This is a genomic window from Streptomyces sp. KPB2, from assembly GCF_003950055.1.
In the GTDB taxonomy this organism is placed as follows: domain Bacteria; phylum Actinomycetota; class Actinomycetes; order Streptomycetales; family Streptomycetaceae; genus Streptomyces; species Streptomyces salinarius.
Genome location: NZ_CP034353.1, coordinates 2,090,372 through 2,105,151 on the forward strand (window position 1 = coordinate 2,090,372; position 14,780 = coordinate 2,105,151).

At 72.1% G+C, this 14,780-nt stretch carries 13 protein-coding genes; 7 read left to right on the plus strand and 6 right to left on the minus strand.

Going from position 1 to position 14,780, the window contains the following annotated elements:
- Positions 1–4 precede the first annotated feature (4 nt).
- A complete protein-coding gene (locus D1J63_RS08975; protein WP_125628496.1) occupies positions 5–1,126 on the minus strand; it encodes a GTP-binding protein in 1,122 nt (373 codons plus the stop codon).
- A 318-nt stretch (positions 1,127–1,444) separates the two neighbouring features.
- Between D1J63_RS08975 and D1J63_RS08980 the strand changes: the two genes are divergently transcribed.
- Together D1J63_RS08980 and D1J63_RS08985 are read left to right on the plus strand one after the other, a co-directional pair.
- Positions 1,445–2,023 carry a DUF6082 family protein gene (locus D1J63_RS08980; protein WP_164712771.1) on the plus strand — a complete coding sequence of 193 codons (579 nt, stop codon included), beginning with the start codon at positions 1,445–1,447 and terminating at the stop codon, positions 2,021–2,023.
- 100 nt (positions 2,024–2,123) lie between these two features.
- Complete coding sequence (locus D1J63_RS08985) at positions 2,124–2,360, plus strand: hypothetical protein (RefSeq protein WP_079187841.1); 237 nt, start codon at positions 2,124–2,126, stop codon at positions 2,358–2,360.
- A gap of 139 nt (positions 2,361–2,499) precedes the next feature.
- Here D1J63_RS08985 and D1J63_RS08990 read toward each other — a convergent pair whose 3' ends face one another.
- Positions 2,500–3,672 (minus strand): citrate synthase/methylcitrate synthase, encoded by a 1,173-nt coding sequence (locus D1J63_RS08990; protein WP_125628497.1) that lies wholly within the window; start codon positions 3,670–3,672, stop codon positions 2,500–2,502.
- Positions 3,673–3,806: 134 nt separating this feature from the next.
- Here D1J63_RS08990 and D1J63_RS08995 point away from each other — a divergent pair, with 134 nt between their 5' ends.
- The 4 genes from D1J63_RS08995 to D1J63_RS09010 all read left to right on the plus strand — a co-directional run bounded on the left by D1J63_RS08995 (position 3,807) and on the right by D1J63_RS09010 (position 8,601).
- Positions 3,807–5,072: a citrate synthase gene (locus D1J63_RS08995; protein WP_125628498.1), complete on the plus strand. Its 1,266-nt coding sequence runs from the start codon at positions 3,807–3,809 to the stop codon at positions 5,070–5,072.
- 54 nt (positions 5,073–5,126) lie between these two features.
- The gene (locus tag D1J63_RS09000; RefSeq protein ID WP_125628499.1) at positions 5,127–6,074 is read left to right on the plus strand and encodes a sucrase ferredoxin; all 948 of its coding nucleotides are present in this window, start codon (positions 5,127–5,129) and stop codon (positions 6,072–6,074) included.
- 137 nt (positions 6,075–6,211) lie between these two features.
- The gene (locus D1J63_RS09005) at positions 6,212–7,924 is read left to right on the plus strand and encodes a sensor histidine kinase (protein ID WP_125628500.1); all 1,713 of its coding nucleotides are present in this window, start codon (positions 6,212–6,214) and stop codon (positions 7,922–7,924) included.
- Positions 7,921–8,601, plus strand: a complete 681-nt coding sequence (locus D1J63_RS09010) for a response regulator (protein WP_125628501.1) — start codon at positions 7,921–7,923, stop codon at positions 8,599–8,601. The genes D1J63_RS09005 and D1J63_RS09010 overlap by 4 nt, the downstream gene beginning before the upstream one ends.
- A 44-nt stretch (positions 8,602–8,645) precedes the next feature.
- Here D1J63_RS09010 and D1J63_RS09015 read toward each other — a convergent pair whose 3' ends face one another.
- The 3 genes from D1J63_RS09015 to D1J63_RS09025 all read right to left on the minus strand — a co-directional run bounded on the left by D1J63_RS09015 (position 8,646) and on the right by D1J63_RS09025 (position 13,095).
- Entirely contained in the window at positions 8,646–10,238 is a 1,593-nt protein-coding gene (locus D1J63_RS09015) for a cation acetate symporter (protein ID WP_125628502.1), read from the minus strand.
- A complete protein-coding gene (locus D1J63_RS09020) occupies positions 10,235–10,828 on the minus strand; it encodes a DUF485 domain-containing protein (protein ID WP_125628503.1) in 594 nt (197 codons plus the stop codon). Before D1J63_RS09020 ends, D1J63_RS09015 begins: the two co-directional genes overlap by 4 nt.
- A gap of 143 nt (positions 10,829–10,971) precedes the next feature.
- Positions 10,972–13,095 (minus strand): DNA topoisomerase IV subunit B, encoded by a 2,124-nt coding sequence (locus tag D1J63_RS09025; RefSeq protein WP_102932410.1) that lies wholly within the window; start codon positions 13,093–13,095, stop codon positions 10,972–10,974.
- Between the two features lie 440 nt (positions 13,096–13,535).
- Between D1J63_RS09025 and D1J63_RS09030 the strand changes: the two genes are divergently transcribed.
- Positions 13,536–13,766 carry a hypothetical protein gene (locus D1J63_RS09030; protein ID WP_007445070.1) on the plus strand — a complete coding sequence of 77 codons (231 nt, stop codon included), beginning with the start codon at positions 13,536–13,538 and terminating at the stop codon, positions 13,764–13,766.
- Positions 13,767–13,879: 113 nt separating this feature from the next.
- On the opposite strand, the gene D1J63_RS09035 is transcribed toward D1J63_RS09030, so the two are convergent.
- Positions 13,880–14,737: a serine protease gene (locus tag D1J63_RS09035; protein WP_125628504.1), complete on the minus strand. Its 858-nt coding sequence runs from the start codon at positions 14,735–14,737 to the stop codon at positions 13,880–13,882.
- Between the last annotated feature and the right edge of the window lie 43 nt (positions 14,738–14,780).

Below are 14,780 nucleotides of genomic sequence, written 5' to 3' on the forward strand. Positions count from 1 at the left end.
AGGCCTACGGGGCGTCCGGCGGCTCCTGGCCGTCGGGGTCCTCGCCGTCGGGTTCCTCGCCGTCGGGCACGTAGCGCAGGACGCCCCACATGCCGTGTTCGTCGGCGGGTGGGGCGTCGGCGTCCCGGCGGCACGCGGCGAGTTCCTCGCCGAGGGTGGCCGTGTCGATGCCGGTGCCGATGAGGACGAGCCGGGTCCGGCGGACGCCGGGGGTGTCGGCGGCACCGGCGGCTTCGGCCGCCGAGGTCCAGGGCTCCGGGTAGAAGCGCAGGAAGCGTCCGACGGCGTGGACGGCGTACCGGTTCCGTGTGTCGTACGGGCCGAAGTCGACGTACCCCTTGATCCGGTAGAGGCCCTCGGGCCGGCTGTCGAGGAAGCGCATGAGCCGGCGCGGGTCGAGCGGGCGGTCGGAGACGAACGACAGGGTGTCGTAGGCGGCGTGCAGGTGCCCCGCGTGCGCGCCGCCCCCGGAGTGGTCGTGCAGGTCGTCGAAGGACAGCTGTCCCACGCGCTCCTCGGTGGGCCGGCAGTCGTAGAGGAACTCGGGGTCGATACGGCCGTAGGTCGCCGGGACGACGGCGGCACCGTCGGCGAGCGTGCGCACGAGGGCGAGCAGGCGCTCCGGGTCGAGGACACGGTCGGTCTTGTTGACCACGACCAGGTCGGCGAGGGCCAGATGCCGGTCGATCTCGGGGTGCTTGGCGCGGGTGTCGTCGAACTCGGCGGCGTCGACGACCTCGACGAGACCGCCGTAGACGACCCCCGGTTGCTCGCTGGCGAGCAGCATGCGCACCAGTTCCTGCGGTTCGGCGAGACCGCTGGCCTCGATGACGATGACGTCGATGCCGGTCTCGGGCCGGGCCAGCCGCTCCAGGTACCCGTCGAGTTCGCTCGCGTCGACGGCACAGCACAGGCATCCGTTGCCCAGCGACACGGTGGAGTCGCCGAGGGCGCCCGCGACGGCCATCGCGTCGATCTCGATGGAGCCGAAGTCGTTGACGATGGCGCCGATACGGCTGCCTCCGCTGCGGTGGAGGAGATGGTTGAGAAGGGTGGTCTTCCCGGAGCCGAGGAATCCGGCGAGTACGACGACCGGGATCTGCTGCGGAGTCGGGCGCTGCCCCACCGTGCGACCTCTCTCTCACCCACGCGTACGCCGGCCCGCGGCAGGGCGTACACCCACGTACGGAATTGCCTGCTCAGGATACGAGCCGGCGGAGTACCCGCGGAGTGAACGATTGTTAGCAGCACTTGGTGGGCAGACGTTTTGCATGGCGCCGGACCGTGCGACCCTCGCTTCCCTCCGTGCGCCGCCTCTCCGCCTCCCCGTCGATCAGCGCCGCTCGGCACTCTGGAGGCGGCAGCACCACGCATCGCTCGCCGGTCCCCGTCAGCCGACCCGCACTCGACGACCGGTGGGCGGTCGCCTGATTCGGGGGTTGACATGGTCACACGGAAGAACGTCACGGGGAGGTTCTGCTCCGCCGCGGCCGGGATGCTGGTCGCCACGGCGGGGCTGACACTGGCCGCACGCCGGCGGCGGCTGGAGGCGGAACGCCTCGGTCTCAGGCGGCTGGAACTGGAGGAAGCGGCCTCCCGGCGCAGGGCGCTGGCCCACCAGCAGCGCATGCACTGGGAACTGCTCACGAGGGCGATGGACGACGCGTCCCTGGCTGCCGTGATCGACACCTACGACAAGGACATCCCCGCGGAGAAGCGGCGTCAGTTCTTCTACGCCAACGCCTGGTACGTCAACCTCTACTACCTCTACGAAGCGGGCCTGTTGGACCAGCAGGAGCTGTTCGGGCGCCTGCGTGAGATCTTCCAGACGCCGCTGATGCGGGAGTACTGGGAGGCGTCCAGGGCGCAGCGCGCGACGCTGGACGAGTCGTCCGACGAGACCCGGATCGGGGCCATGGTGGACGGCCTCATCGTGGAACTGGACGAGGCGGACACGGACGAGTGGTGGGTGGTCGGCACGCCTCCGCCCGCCTGGGAGGGCACCTCGTCCTCGGGCGAGTGAACCTCTCGCCACATTTCGGCCATGCGGTCACACGCGACCCACTGATCACAGTACGGTGCTGCCGACCAGCGTGCCCAACCTGTGTAAGGACCGGTACCCCTTGAAGATCGTGCGCCGCATCGGTGTGCCTCCGAGCTCGCGTGGCAGTACGTCGGGAGCCAACTGCCCGGATCTGTTCGAACTGAGCGACGGCAACTTCGCCGTGATCGGTACGGAGGCCACCGAGGCCCTCGAGCGTGAGCTGCCCGCCGATGCTTCCCGGGCCGACTACGAACGCATCGTGGTCATCAGCCGGGAGACCCTCATCCGGGCCAAGGCGGACATCCCCGACGCCTGACCTCTGGCCGTGTCCTTGGCCGTACCCACCGCCGACCGCGCACGGACCCCACTCCCGGCGAGCAACCCGGCACCCCGTCCTTGCTCGACCCCTCCCGACCTGGCCTGGCGCCCGAACGGCACCAGGCCGCTCGCGTTCCTCAGGCCACCGCGGGTACACCGACGGGCGCTCCCGGCCCCACGTACCGGGCCGCCGGCCGGATGATCTTCGAGTCGCGTGCCTGTTCCAGGATGTTCGCGCTCCAGCCCACCACCCGCGCCGCCGCGAACGTCGGCGTGAACATCTCGCGGGGCAGACCGCACAGCTCCATGACCACGCCCGCGTAGAACTCGACGTTGGTGTGCAGTTCGCGCCCCGGTTTCAGCTCCGCGAGGATCGCCTCGACCTGCCGCTCCACCTCGATGGCGAACTCCACCCGCGGGCCGCCGAACCGCTGCGCCACCTCCCGCAGCATCCGCGAGCGCGGGTCCTCCGTGCGGTAGACCGCGTGCCCGAAGCCCATGATGCGGTCACCGGCGAGCACCCGCTCGCGGATCCATCCGTCGATGCGGTCGGGTGTGCCGATCGCGTCCAGGGTGTCCAGCGCCCTGCTGGGCGCGCCGCCGTGCAGCGGCCCGGACAGGGCGGACACCGCACCGGCCAGACACGCCGCGACGTCCGCACCCGTCGACGCGATGACCCGTGCGGTGAAGGTGGACGCGTTGAACCCGTGATCAATGGTGGAGATCAGGTACTGCTCGACCGCGCGCGTGCGCACCTCGTCCGGCTCGTCGCCGGTCACCATGTAGAGGTAGTTCGCCGCGTACGACAGGTCCTCGCGGGGCTCCACCGGCTTGAGGCCCTGCCCCAGCCGGTGCAGCGCGGCGAGCAGCGTCGGCACGGCCGCGGCCGCTACCAGGGTGTCCTGCCGGCGCCGGTCGGCCGTCAGGTCGTACACCGGCCGGAAGCCCAGGGCCGCGCCCAGCAGGGACAGACCCGTGCGCATCCCGGCGAGCGGTCCGGAGCGCCCGCCGGCCGCGGCGATGGCGGGCAGTGCCGCGCGCACCGCGTCGGGGAGCCGCCGCAGCGCCGCGGTCTCGGCGGCGAAGGCGGCGCCGCGCCGGGCGTTGGGGAGTTCTCCGTGGACCAGGAGGTGCCAGACGTCCTCGAAGGCGCGGTTCTGCGCGAGCTCGACGGCCGAGTACTGCCGGTAGTGGTAGAAGCCCTCGAGCCCTCGCACGTCGCCGACCTCGGTGTCGGCCACCACGACACCGGCGAGTCCGCGCGGCACCTCGACGGGCGATGTGGGGGCTGCGGTCCTGTTGACGGACATGATTACCTCCTCGAACTTGATTTAACTGTCCATACTTGACTGCGATCCTGTCAATATTGATTGCGTCCGGACTGAATCAACAGATGTGCTTCATGGCTCAACACGAACCCCCTTCCGATGGATACGGTGACCCCATGCGTGATCAAGAGCCCGGCCGTCCCGACGCCGAGGAGCGGCGCCTGACCACCCGGGAGGCGGCCGAACTGCTCGGGGTGAAACCCGAGACCGTCTACGCGTACGTGAGCCGCGGCCAGCTCGGCAGCCGGCGCACACCCGGCGGCCGGGGCAGCACCTTCGACGCCGAGGAGGTCCGGGCCCTCGCCCGGCGCAACCGGCGCGACGGCGGCAACCCCGCGGCCTCGGCCGCCGGTCAGGAGCTGACCGTGCGCACCCGCCTCACGCTCATCGAGAGCGACCGGTACTACTACCGGGGCGTCGACGCGGTCGAACTCGCCGCACGCCACACCTACGAGGAGGTGGCCGAGTGGCTCTGGACCGGACAGCTGCGTCCGGGCACCGTCTTCTCTGCGCCGGAACCCTCCGTGACCGCTGCCCGCGGGGCCGTCGACGCCCTGCCCGAACACGCCGGCCCCACCGACCGGCTCCGCGTGGCGGCGATCGCCGCCGCGGTCGCGGACCCGCTCCGCTTCGACCTGTCGGAGGGCGCGGTGCTGGGCACGGCCCGCATCCTCATCCCCACTCTCGTCGCCGCGCTGCCCCCCGTGCTGCGCGACGGTGACGACCGTGCCCCGATCGCCCACCGCCTGTGGACCCGGCTCAGCGGGCGGGAGGCCGACGAGCCGACGCTGCGCGCTCTCGACACGGCGCTCTGCCTCCTCGTCGACCACGACCTGGCGGCCTCCACGCTCGCCGTGCGCGTCGCCGCGTCGGCCCGGGCGCACGCCTACGCCGCGGTGTCCGCCGGGCTCGGCGTCATCGAGGGACCGCTGCACGGCGCCGCCGGAGGACTCGCCCACCGGATGCTGCTGGAGGTGCTCGAACTGGGCAGCGCGGGCCCGGTGGTCGCGGAGGAGCTGCGGGCCGGCCGGCGCATCCCGGGACTCGGCCACCGGCTCTACCCCGGTGAGGACCCACGCGCGCGTGCCCTGTTCGCGCTTCTGGAGGACATCCCCCGGGCGGCGCCCGCGCTCGCAGCGGCCAGGGACATCCAGGCCACCGCCGCCCGCCACACCCCGCTGCACGCCAACGTCGACCTGGCGCTCGCCGTACTCACCGCGTCGTCCGGCATGGCATCCACCGCGGCCGAGACGATCTTCGCGGTGGCGCGTACGGCGGGCTGGATCGCGCACGCCCTGGAGGAGTACGGGGAGCGCCCCCTGCGGATGCGGCCGAGCGGGCTGTACTCCGGCCCCAGGCCGCCGCGCCCCCTACCGGAGTAGCGCCCAGGCGCGGCTGGACGTCGCCGTGGCGCAAGTCAGGTTAGGCTCACCTCTGTGAGTACGTGCTCAACCGTCTCCCGGGACCTCGACGAGCCCCTTACGGGCACCGCACCCGTCGCGAGGACCTGGTTGCTGCTCGAACAGCCCGGCCCGTGGGGCGCCAAGGCGCTCACCTCGAGCCACCTGGACCCCGCGCTGGGGCGTGCCCTGGAGGCGGCGGCGAAGGGGACGGGCGTGCGCATCGCGCTCATCCGCCGCCCCGGGCGCCACGCGGACCGGGGCACGCCCGCCGAGCGCAGGGTGTACGCGGCGCACACCGTGCCGGGCAACGTGTGGCTGCACGGCACCACGGTCGCGGACCCCCGCCGGCTGCTCGACCTCGACTTCGCGGCACTCGGCCGGGGCGACCACCACACCTTCGACTCGGTGCTGGACGGCGGCCCCCACCGGGGCGATCCGCTCGCGCTAGTCTGCACCAACGGCAAACGCGACCGGTGCTGCGCGCTCCTCGGCAGGCCGCTGGCGGCCGAGATCGCCGCCTCCGGAGCCGACGGTGTCTGGGAGGTCACCCACCTGGGAGGCCACCGCTTCTCGCCGACCGTGCTGGTGCTGCCGCACGGTTATGTCTACGGGCGGGTCCAGGCACACTCCGTCAAGGAGATCCTGCACGGCGCGCGGGAGGGCCGGATCGTCGTGGAGGGCTGCCGCGGGCACTCCGCCTGGGAGCGCCCCGGCCAGGCGGCCGAGCTGGCCCTGCGGTCGGCCCTCGCCGAGGACGCGGCGCAGGCACTGACGGTCGTACGGACGGACGGCGCCGCTCCGCGCTGGGGGGTGACCCTGGCCCACTCGGACGGCCGGCGCTGGCGGGTCACCGTCGTACAGGGGGCCTCGGCGCCCCCGCGACCGGAGAGCTGCGGAGCGTCGGTGCTGGGCTCGCCGGCCCGGATGGAGGTCACGGCGGTGCGCGAGCTGCCGGTACGGGCGGCGGCACTGGCAAGCTGACGCGCGGACCACCTGGGAAGCCGGCCGACAGCTCGGCGGCCGAAGCTCGGCCGGGAGACGCGGGCGGAGCCGCCGGACGGGAGATACACGCCACACCCCGCTACGGCCGGCCGCGGTCCCCACGTACCGTCAAGGCCATGAGCTCCACTCCCCCCGTACGCCGACTGCGCCTGGGCCTGCCGCGGCGGGTGTTCTCGCAGGTGCTGCTGATGCAGCTGGCGATCGCCGCGGGCGTCGCCGTACTTGCGACCGGGCTGTTCCTGGCACCGCTCGGTGACCAGCTGGACGACCAGGCGATGCGCCGGGCGCTGGCGATCGCGCAGACCACCGCGCAGCAACCGCAGGTCGTGCGGGACCTGCGGACCACCCGGCCGGCGGCGGACGGACCGGTGCAGCAGGAGGCGGAGCGGGTCCGCAGGGCCACCAAGGCGGAGTACGTCGTCGTGATGGACCGCAAGGGGGTGCGCTGGTCGCACACCGACCCGGAGCGGATCGGCCAGGTCGTCTCGACCGACCCGGGGCAGGCCCTGGCGGGACGCGAGGTCATGGAGATCGACAACGGCACCCTGGGCCGTTCCGCCCGCGGGAAGGTGCCCCTGCGCGACAGCGACGGCGCGATCGTGGGGGCGGTCTCGGTGGGCATCGCCTACGACAGCGTCCGGGCGCGGCTGATCCACGCCATCCCCGGCCTGTTCGCGTACGCCGGCGGCGCGCTGGCCGTCGGTGCCCTGGCGTCCTGGATCATCTCGCGCCGGGTGCAGCGGCAGACCCGGGACCTGGCCTTCTCGGACATCGCGGGGCTGCTGGCGGAGCGCGAGGCCATGCTGCACGGCATCCGGGAGGGTGTCGTCGCCCTCGACCGCGGGGGCCGGATCCGCCTGCTCAACGACGAGGCGCAGCGCCTGCTGGGCATCGGGGGCGAGGCCGTCGGCCGCTTCCCCGACGAGGCGCTCGGCGCGGGCCGCACGGCCGACGTGCTGGCCGGCCGGGTGACCGGCACCGACCTGCTGACCGTGCGCGGCCCGCGGGTCCTGGTCGCCAACCGGATGCCCACCGACGACGGCGGGGCCGTCGCCACGCTGCGCGACCGCACCGAACTGGAGCAGCTCGGCCGGGAGCTGGACTCCACGCGCGGCCTGATCGACGCCCTGCGCGCACAGGACCACGAGCACGCCAACCGCATGCACACCCTGCTCGGCCTGCTGGAACTGGAGATGTACGACGACGCCGTGGAGTTCGTCGGCGAGGTGGTCGGCGACCACCGGGTCACCGCCGAACAGATCACCGAGCGGATCCGGGACCCCCTGCTCGCCGCCCTGCTGGTCGGCAAGGCGACCGTCGCGGCCGAACGCGGAGTCGCCCTGTGGGTCTCGGACCGGACGCGGCTGCCCGACCGCCTGGTCGATCCCGGGGGCCTCGTCACCATCGTCGGCAACCTGGTCGACAACGCGCTCGACGCCACCGCCGGGACACCGCACGCGCGCGTGGAGGTCGAACTGCGCACCGAGGGGCGCGCCGCCATGCTCACGGTGCGGGACACGGGGCCCGGCATACCGGTGGACCACCGCGAGCTGGTGTTCACCACGGGCTGGTCCACCAAGGAGGCGCCGGCCCACCGCGAGCGCGGTATCGGACTCCCGCTGGTGCGCCGCCTGGCCGAGCGGCAGGGTGGCAGCGCGACCGCCGGCGAGGCGTACGGCGGCGGCGCGGAGTTCGTCGTGGCCCTGCCGGAGGCACTGACGGAACCGGAGCCCGAACCGGTACCGGTGTCGACACCGGCGACGGGCCCGGTCCCGGAAGCCGCCCCCACCGCCTCTGTGACCACCGCTGCCGAGAAGGAGTCCCGATGATCGAGGTCCTGGTCGTGGACGACGACACGCGGGTCGCGCGCGTCAACGCCGCGTACGTCGAGAAGGTGCCCGGCTTCCACGTCGCCGGTGAGGCGCACAGCGCGCTGGAGGCGTTGGGCGCGGTGGAGCGGCTGTCCCGCCTGGACCTGATCCTGCTGGACCACTACCTGCCCGACCGGACCGGCCTGGAGGTCGTCGGGGAGATGCGGCGGAGAGGACTCCAGACCGACGTCATCATGGTGACGGCCGCCCGGGACGTGTCGACCGTCCAGGCGGCGATGCGCCAGGGCGCTCTCCAGTACCTGGTGAAACCGTTCGCCTTCGCCGGTCTGCGCGCCAAGCTGGAGGCGTACGCGGAGCTGCGCCGCACCCTCGACGGGGGCGGTGAGGCGGAGCAGGCCGAGGTCGACCGGATCTTCGGCGCCCTGTCGGCACCCTCCGAGCCCGGGCTGCCCAAGGGGCACTCCCCCACCACCGCCGAACTGGTGCGCCAGTGTCTGCTGCAGGCCGACGGGCCGCTGTCCGCCCAGGAGATCGCCGATCGGACCGGGGTGAGCCGCCAGACCGCCCAGCGCTATCTGAAGCTCCTGGAACGCACCGGGCGGGCCGTACTGACCCTCAAATACGGCGAGGCGGGCCGCCCCGAACACCGCTACGCGTGGGCGACCCGCGCCTGAACCGCCGTTGAGCCCCGGGGCGCTGGGGCCCTGGGGCCGCCGCCCTACACGGCCCCCGCCCCGGTCAGCGCCCGCACCTCCGTCTCGGCGTGCCTGGCCTCGTCCGGGACCTCCGGGGAGGTGGCCGTGCCGAGCCAGCCGGCGAGGAAGCCCAGCGGGATCGAGACGAGGCCGGGGTTCTGCAGCGGGAAGTACTGGAAGTCGAGGCCGGGGAAGAGCGACTGCGGGCTGCCGGAGACCACCGGGGACAGCAGCACGAGGACCACGGACGGCACCAGGCCGCCGTAGACCGCCCACACCGCGCCCCGGGTGGTGAAGCCGCGCCAGAAGAGCGAGTAGAGCAGCACCGGCAGGTTGGCGGAGGCGGCCACGGCGAAGGCGAGGCCCACCAGGAAGGCGACGTTGAGGTCGCGGGCGAGCAGGCCCAGCCCGATCGCGACGGCTCCGATGCCGACGGCGGCGACCCGCGCCACCGCGACCTCGCTGCGCGGCTCGGAGCGGCGGCGCCGCAGGGAGGCGTACAGGTCGTGGGCGACGGACGCCGAGGAGGCCAGGGTGATGCCGGCGACCACCGCGAGGATGGTGGCGAACGCGACGGCGGCGACGACGGCGAACAGGACCGTCCCGCCGGTGGACTGCGCGCCGCCGCCGAGGTCCAGGGCGAGCAGCGGCACCGCCGTGTTCCCGGCGGCGTTCGACGCGCGTACGGCGTCCGGGCCGACCAGGGCGGCGGCGCCGAACCCCAGCACGATCGTCATCAGGTAGAAGCCGCCGATGAGGCCGATCGACCAGACCACCGACCGTCGCGCCGCCCGTGCGGTGGGCACGGTGTAGAAGCGGGACAGGATGTGCGGCAGCCCGGCCGTGCCGAGCACCAGGGCGAGCCCCAGGCTGATGAAGTCGAAGCGGGACACCCAGTCCCCGCCGTAGGCCAGGCCGGGCGCGAGGAACGCGTCGCCGCGGCCGCTGCGCTCCGCCGCCGTGCGCAGCAGCCGGTCGACGTCGCCGTGGAAGCGCACCAGGACGAGCGTGGTCAGCGCCACGGTGCCGCCGAGCAGCAGGACCGCCTTGACGATCTGGATCCAGGTGGTGGCGCGCATCCCGCCCAGCGACACGTAGATCACCATGAGGGCGCCGACGCCGATGACGGTCCACGTCCGCGCCGCCTCGCTCGTCCCGCCCAGAAGCAGCGCGACGAGACTGCCCGCGCCCACCATCTGCGCCACCAGGTACAGCACGGAAACGGTGACGGACGACGTCCCCGCCGCGATGCGTACCGGCCGCTCCCGCATCCGGGCGGCCACGACGTCGGCGAGGGTGAACCGTCCGCAGTTGCGCACGAGTTCGGCGACGAGGAACAGGACGACGAGCCAGGCCACCAGGAAGCCCACCGAGTAGAGCATGCCGTCGTAGCCGTAGAGGGCGATGAGCCCCGAGATGCCGAGGAAGGACGCGGCCGACATGTAGTCGCCGGAGATGGCAAAACCATTCTCCATCGGAGAGAAGAGCCGGCCGCCCGCGTAGAACTCCTCCGCCGAACCGTGCCGGTGGCGGCCCACCCAGGTGGTGATGGCGAGCGTGACGGCGACGAAGGTGCTGAACAGCAGCAGCGCCAGCGTCTGGTGATCGCCCGTCACGAGGCACCGCCCCGCACACCGCGCGTCAGTTCCTGGGTGTCCCAGCGCAGTTCGAGCGCGGCCCGGTCCCTGCGCAGCCGGGCGTGCCGTGCGTAGGCCCAGGTGAGCAGGAAGGTGGTGAGGAACTGGCCGAGGCCGGCGACCATGGCGACGTTCACCGCGCCGGCCACCGGCCGGGCCATCAGGGCGGGGGCCGTCGTGGCGGCCACCACGTAGGCGACGTACCACAGGAAGAAGGCGGCGACCGCCGGCCCCACGAACCTGCGGTAACGGCTGCGGACCTCCTGGAAGGCCGCGCTGCGCTGGACCTCCAGGTACACGTCGGCCGCGGCCCGGGACGGCTTGGCCGCCGGGTCCCGGCGCATCGGCGGCACGGCCGGCTCGGGGGCTCCGGGGCCGGCCGGCTCGCCCCAGCCGGAGGCGAGGGCGTCGTACCACGGGTCGTCGTACCGCGGACCCTCGTGCCGCGGCTCGTCGTGCCGCGGGCCGGGGGCCGTCTCGACATGGGCCCTGCCCGGCGCGGCGCGGTGGTCGGCCGCGCTTTCGGGACCGCCCCCGGCGCCGCGGGGCCGATCGTTGCTTGACTGCATGCCCAAGGATGGACAGAACGGGAAGATCCCCGACTCTTCTTCCCCGGGCACTTCACCCCATCAGGTGATTCCCCCTGAGAGGTCCCTCCGGCCGGACCGGCCCCGGGTATCGCTCCCGGGTCCGGTCCGGCCGTCGGGCGTGGTCACGCGTCGATGCGCGAGCGGTCCAGCGTCGCGGCCGAGCTGGAGATGAACTCCTTGCGGGGAGCGACGTCGTTGCCCATCAGCAGGTCGAAGACCTGCTCGGCGGAGTCCAGATCGGTGAGGTTGATCCGGCGCAGGGTGCGGCGCCGGGGGTCCATGGTGGTCTCCGCCAGCTGGTCGGCGTCCATCTCGCCGAGACCCTTGTAGCGCTGGATGGAGTCCTTGTACCGGATGTTCTTGCTCTGGAACTCCATGAGCTTGTCGCGCAGCTCGCGGTCCGAGTACGTGTAGACGTACTTGTCCTGGCCCTTCTTCGGCTGGATCAGCTCGATGCGGTGCAGCGGCGGCACCGCGGCGAACACCCGGCCCGCCTCCACCATGGGCCGCATGTAGCGGTGGAACAGGGTCAGCAGCAGGGTGCGGATGTGGGAGCCGTCCACATCGGCGTCGGTCATCATGATGATCTTGCCGTAGCGGGCCGCGTCGATGTCGAAGGTACGGCCCGACCCGGCTCCTATGACCTGGATGATCGCCCCGCACTCGGCGTTCTTCAGCATGTCCGTCACGGACGACTTCTGGACGTTGAGGATCTTGCCCCGGATCGGCAGCAGCGCCTGGAACTCGGAGTTCCGGGCGAGCTTGGCCGTGCCCAGCGCGGAGTCGCCCTCGACGATGAACAGCTCGCTGCGGTCGACGTCGTCGCTGCGGCAGTCGGCCAGCTTGGCGGGCAGCGACGAGGACTCCAGGGCCGTCTTGCGGCGCTGGGCGTCCTTGTGCTGGCGCGCGGCGATACGGGTGCGGGCCGCGGCGACGGCCTTCTCCATGACCGTCCGGGCCTGCTGGGCGGCGTCGCGCTTGGTCGAGGTCAGGAAGGCCTTCAGTTCCTTGCTGATCACGTTGTTCACGATCCGGCGGGCCGCCGAGGTGCCGAGGACCTCCTTGGTCTGGCCCTCGAACTGCGGCTCGGCGAGCCGGACGGTGACGACCGCCGTCAGGCCCTCCAGGGCGTCGTCCTTGACGATGTCGTCCTCGGCGACACGCAGCATCTTCTTGGTGCGCAACACCTCGTTCATCGTCTTGGCCACCGCCTGCTCGAAGCCGGCGACGTGGGTGCCGCCCTTCGGGGTGGCGATGATGTTGACGAACGACCTGAGCGTGGTGTCGTAGCCGGTGCCCCAGCGCAGCGCGACGTCGACGCCGAGGTCGCGGGTGACCTCGGTGGGCGTCATCTGCCCCTCCTCGTCCAGGACGGGGACCGTCTCCTTGAAGGATCCCTGACCGCTGAAGCGGAGGGTGTCGCAGACGGGCCGGTCACTGGCCAGGAACTCGCAGAACTCGCTGATGCCTCCGTCGAAGCGGAACGACTCCTCGCCCTTGCTGCCGCCGTCACCGAGGCCGAACTCGTCGCGCACGACGATGGTCAGCCCGGGCACCAGGAACGCGGTCTGGCGGGCCCGCTGGTGCAGTGTGTCCAGGGAGAGCTTGGCGTCCTTGAGGAAGATCTGCCGGTCCGCCCAGTACCGCACGCGCGTGCCGCTGCGGCTCTTGGGAATCTTCTTGACCTTGCGCAGCCCGTTCCCGGCGTCGAACCGGGCGTCCGGGCCGGTCTTCGCGAACGTGCCCGGGACCCCGCGGCGGAAGCTGATCGCGTGGGTGTGTCCGCCGCGGTCCACCTCGATGTCCAGACGGGCGGACAGGGCGTTGACCACGGAGGCGCCGACGCCGTGCAGACCGCCGGAGGCGGCGTAGGAGCCACCGCCGAACTTGCCGCCGGCGTGCAGCTTGGTCATGACGACCTCGACGCCGGACAGGCCGGTCTTGGGCTCGACGTCGACCGGGATGCCCCGACCGTTGTCCCGGACCTCCACGGAGGCGTCGTCGTGGAGGATCACCTCGATGTGGTCGCAGTAGCCGCCCAGGGCCTCGTCGACGGAGTTGTCGATGATCTCCCACAGGCAGTGCATCAGCCCGCGGCTGTCGGTGGATCCGATGTACATGCCCGGACGCTTGCGCACGGCCTCGAGCCCCTCGAGGACGAGCAGGTGCCGCGCGGTGTAGTTGGATCCGTCCCGGTCTGCTCCTGCCAGCAGCGCAGTGGACGGCACGGATGTCTCGGCGGTCACGCGGTTCGCTCCTCGCTGAATTTCAGATGGGGCCCCGCTGGGTAAGGGCGTGGCTCGGTTCACCGCTCAGAGGGTACCGAGGCCTGGTAGAGCCGTTGTAACGCCACCCTCGTCGCCGAACCACCCTAGTCCACGGTCGCATGCCTGTTCGATCCCTCGATGGGGTGAAGCACACATCACGTTCCCTTCGACGCATGAACCATTTAGGCTCCGGGCACGTCCTCATGAACAAACCGGCAACCCAGCCGGCGGGACCGACACTGACCGACCGCGCGAACCCGTACGACACAGAGACACGCAATACGGCACATTCGCCGCCAATCGGCAACAGCCGGCCCCTCGGAAATTTTTTTCGAGGAAAAGCCACGAGCGGGAACGTTTTGGGGCTGGTTGGATGTTGACCCTGGTACGACAGCTCGTCGAGCTAGAGAAGAGGCGACGTGACTACTGTTCTGACTTCCGCAAGCCCGCTGACGGCCGCCGATCGCTGCGACCGCTGCGGCGCCCAGGCATACCTGCGCGTCGTCCTGCTGAGCGGCGGAGAACTGCTCTTCTGCGCCCACCACGGTCGCAAGTTCGAGCCGGAACTCAAGAAGATCGCCGCTGAGATACAGGACGAGACGGAGCGGCTGACGGCCGTTCCGGCTTCCTCCGCCGAGGAAGAGCGCTGAATCGAACGCGCCCGACGACGAGCCGAATCGGCACAGGCCGATGAGCGGGCGGCCGTCTCCGTGTCCCGGAGGCGGCCGCCCGTACTCGTGTCCCGGAGGGCTCTCAGCGGCCGTCAGGCGCCCCCGCGCTGCTTCGTGGCCGTGCCGTCCCACCCCAGCGTCCGCAGTACCGAGGAGACGCGCGTGTAGACCCCGGGGCTGCCCGGGCGCCCGCATCCACTCCCCCAGGACACCAGGCCGATGAGCCTCCCCCGGCCGACCAGCGGCCCCCCGCTGTCCCCCTGACAGGCGTCGCGGCCCCCGGCCTCCTGCCCGGCACAGAGCATGGTGTCCGGCAGATACCGGCCGTCGTCGTTCCCCGGATACGCCTGCTCGCAGGACGCGTCGGGAAGCACCCGCACCCGGGCCGCGTGCAGACCGTTGGCGTAGTCGCCGGCGCCCGAGGTGTCGCCCCAGCCGTAGACGAGGGCACCCGTGTCGGGTGTGTACGCGGGGTCGCCTTCCGCCGCCATCCCTATGACCGAGTCGGCGGGCAGCGCCTCGGAGAGTGTGAGCACCGCGAAGTCGCCGGCGTTGCTGCGGTCGTCGTGCGCCGGGTTCACCCAGACGGAGCGGATGGGGATCTCCTGCCCCCGGTCCGACAGCAGATCGGTCCGGCCGGCGATGACCCGCAGGTCGTCCACCTGTTCCGGCGGCGAGCCGAGAACCTCCTCCCCCAGGCAGTGGGCCGCCGTGAGCACGGTGGTCCGGCCGACGGCCACTCCCCCGCAGAACTGCCCCGCCCGCGTACCCCCGAACCGGTCACGACTGGACAGGGCGACGGTCCACGGACTGTCGGACACTTCGACCGGAAAGCCTCCGACGACGATGCTGTCGGCGGCCGCGGGGGCGGCGGACCCCAGCGGTATCGCGGTCGCGGCGGCCGCCAGCACCAGCGGCCGGGCCAGTGTCCGGGCACAGAGACGACGCATGCGGGCTCCTCACTCCTGGGTGGTCATGGGACACCCAGAGTGA